The sequence below is a fragment of the Asaia sp. As-1742 genome, assembly GCF_011753235.1.
Taxonomy (GTDB): domain Bacteria; phylum Pseudomonadota; class Alphaproteobacteria; order Acetobacterales; family Acetobacteraceae; genus Asaia; species Asaia bogorensis_B.
Genome location: NZ_VWWA01000039.1, coordinates 1 through 3,126, shown reverse-complemented (window position 1 = coordinate 3,126; position 3,126 = coordinate 1). Strand labels below are relative to the sequence as shown.

At 56.8% G+C, this 3,126-nt stretch carries 3 protein-coding genes; 1 reads left to right on the top strand and 2 read right to left on the bottom strand.

The window, feature by feature from the left end; all coding sequences use genetic code 11:
* Positions 1–53 precede the first annotated feature (53 nt).
* Positions 54–1,297 (bottom strand): IS3 family transposase gene (locus tag F3J08_RS16700; RefSeq protein WP_370458770.1). Its coding sequence is split into 2 segments (ribosomal slippage): positions 54–1,048 and positions 1,048–1,297, totalling 1,245 coding nucleotides; the frame shifts between segments, so codons are not numbered across the junction.
* A 389-nt stretch (positions 1,298–1,686) separates the two neighbouring features.
* On the opposite strand from F3J08_RS16700, the gene F3J08_RS16695 reads away from it, so the two are divergent.
* Positions 1,687–2,574 (top strand): LysR family transcriptional regulator, encoded by an 888-nt coding sequence (locus tag F3J08_RS16695; protein WP_166931866.1) that lies wholly within the window; start codon positions 1,687–1,689, stop codon positions 2,572–2,574.
* A gap of 38 nt (positions 2,575–2,612) precedes the next feature.
* On the opposite strand, the gene F3J08_RS16690 is transcribed toward F3J08_RS16695, so the two are convergent.
* A partial coding sequence (locus F3J08_RS16690) for a TolC family protein (protein WP_166931862.1) occupies positions 2,613–3,126 on the bottom strand: 514 nt, incomplete at its 5' end.

Sequence of the window (3,126 nt, the reverse complement as noted above, 5' to 3'; positions counted from 1 at the left end):
GACGACGAAATTCTTCTGGAGCCTGGTGGCTCGATTTATTTCGGGGTTAATGGTTAACAACCCGCGGATACGCTCATTCCGTGCGAACGACGGACTTTATTCCACGATATCGCTGATAAGTGACTGGAGACTGAACCGTCTACATGAAGGGAATGGATGACCCTGCCCCGAACGTGCCCTCTGTTTTTAGTTAGGGTCTGTGTGTTGGTATATGCCTTGGTTGCATGTTGAGCGAAAGCCTCTGGGGTCATGCCATTGAGGCTGGTATGGGGCCTGACGGCGTTGTAGTCGGCCCGCCAGGCGTCGATGACCGTCCGAGCGTGGGCGATATTACGGAACAGGTGCTCGTTGAGGCATTCGTCGCGGAAGCGACCGTTGAAACTCTCGACGAACCCGTTCTGCTGCGGCTTTCCCGGTGCAATATAGTGCCACAACACCGACCGCTTTTCCTGCCAGGCCAGGATCGCGTTCGAGGTCATCTCGGAGCCGTTGTCGCTGACGATCATCATGGGAAAGCCTCGGCTTTCTGCGATCCGGTCCAGTTCGCGGCCAAGCCGTTCGCCCGACAGCGATGTGTCGGCGACCAGACCGAGGCATTCCCGGGTGTAGTCGTCGACCACCGTCAGCACCCGGAAGCGCCGTCCGCTGTTCAACGCGTCCGACACAAAGTCCAGGCTCCAGCGCTGGTTCGGCCCGTCGGGCAGCACCATTGGCGCGCGCGTGCCCAGCGCCCGTTTCCGACCGCCCCGCTTGCGGACCGACAGACCCTCCTCGCGGTACAGCCGAAACAGCTTCTTGTGGTTCATGGCGATCCCTTCGCGGTCGAGCAGGATGTGCAGCCGCCGATACCCGAACCGGCGCCGCTCTCCCGCCAGTTCCCGCAGACGGGCACGCGCTGCCTTGTCGTCCGGGCGGCATGACGCATAGCGCCACGTCTTCGGATCGATACCGACCAACCGGCACGCGCGGCGTTGCGTGTAACCCCGCTCCGTAATCGCCCAGGTCGCAGCATTGCGCCGCAAGCCGGGCGTCACGAGTTTTTTGCCAGAAGGTCCTTCAGCGTCGAGACGTCCATCACGCTCTCCGCCAGGAGCCGCTTCAGCTTCGCGTTCTCTTCTTCCAGAGCCTTGAGCCGCCGCGCCTCCGATACTTCCATCCCGCCGTATTTCGACCGCCAGGTGTAGAACGTCGCATCGCTGATCCCGTGCTTGCGGCACAGATCGGCCGCGGACGCACCCGCCTGATGCTCTTTCAGTATCCCGATGATCTGGTCCTGCGTGAAACGTGATCTCTTCATTGCCTGTCTCCGGTTGGACAGACCTTACTCAAAAACAAGGACATTCCATGGGGCAGGGTCATGGAGTGTGAGGAAATATATTCCTATTTCGTATTAATGGTCTTGTCAGTCGTTCCTTTGAATCGAGCAAAATCGCCGGCAGCGATGTGCTTGGGTCAGACGCAATCCACTGCCTTGTTTTGATTGCCGTTCGGTAATTAACGTTGACAGCGCGACCGGGTGCTGCTTATAAAAACGGAAAGATTCGGGCGGGACTGAACGGTGTGTTATGTCACCCGTCGGCCCGCTCCTCCTCCCAGTAGATCTTTTTGCCCAAGATATATGATCTTCGGCCGTCACATTTAGTGTTGTCAAATGCGTCTTTGATTACGTCGGCGCTTGGGGGCAGGATGAGTTATTTATCCCAGCTCAGAACGTTTGTGGACGTTTGCCGTTGGGGGTCGATCTCAAAGGCTGCCATTAGACTCGGTATCAGCCAAGCAACCGCTTCAGCGCACGTTCAGGCGATAGAGGCACTCTATGGAAAGCGCCTGCTTGTAAGGGGGCCATCCGGCATCGAGGCGACGTCTGCGGCAGAAGATCTGGTCGAGCGGATTGCGGAACATCTCGATGCTTTGGAGATGGAAATTGGGTCGCGGATGAGCCAGAACCCTTCCAAAACGGTTCGGTGGGTCGATCTCCTGATACAGGACGATCTTTTTGATGAGTCGCTTATGCCGTTTCTCCGCACCTTGACCGCGACCTTGCCAAGGTTAAGGCTTTTGAATGGTAGTGAGAGGGCCTGCGTTGAAAGGCTGCGCCACGGCACCATCGATATTGCAATTGTGCTATTACCCCACAAATTGCCGGGGTACGAAACTATACTCGTGAAATCACTCGATTATGCATATCTGATTCTGAAAAACGGCAGGATGTCGGTAATTGATATTATGTCAGCCGACTTTGATTTGAACACGTCCCCACTTATTGTATACGATGGCATTCGTGCCGACGTGATGCACGCATTGACTCAACGTCATCCTGTCGATCCTCTCGCCACAATGATAGAAGTTGACAGTGCGAGGGCCGCGCATTCTCTCGTCACGAGCGGGTTAGGGTGGTCCCTGTTACCGACTTCGTATTGCGGGCGGGAAAATAGAAATAACAGCGCGTCGCTGTCGCAGGTAAGTTTTCAACGGGACGTTTTCTTTCTATGGAACATAAAGTCGACCCGCCGCCACGGAATGGCTAAATTGAAAAGGACTCTTGTTCAGTTATTATCCGGTAACGGTCGATAGAAAGCACGTACATCCGGTGCAAGAGCTTTTCGTGGCTTTTAGCGTGTTGAATTCGTTTCCCATCCGCCCCCCAATGACTTGTACAGCGCCAGATCGCTGATCGCCAAAGCCTGCTGCGTGGCTATCACACGGTCGTGGATTTGATCCACAAGGTCTCTGTTGACAATCGTCGTAAGGAGCGAAGCTTCGCCGCTTCGATATTCCCGCTCTGTATGCATGAGGCGTTCTTGGGCTGAGGCGAGTTCGAGGTTCATGGAAGACGTTCTTGCGCTGGCATCACCTATCGTGGCGAGCCGGTCTTCCACATCGCGCAGCGCGTTGAGCACGGCCTGCCGGTAACCCAGCCAGGCCGCGTCATTTTGCAGGCGCGCCGTGTCGATCTGCGCGGTGCGGCGCCCTCCGGCATAGATCGTCTCGCCGGCCGTGACGCCGAGTTGCCATAGAAGGCTGGCGGTGGTGAACGCCTGATGCAGCGTGCTGGTGGTCACCCCGAAATCCAGTGGGATCGCGACTTTCGGGTACAGGGAGGCGACCGCTACTCCGATTTCGGCA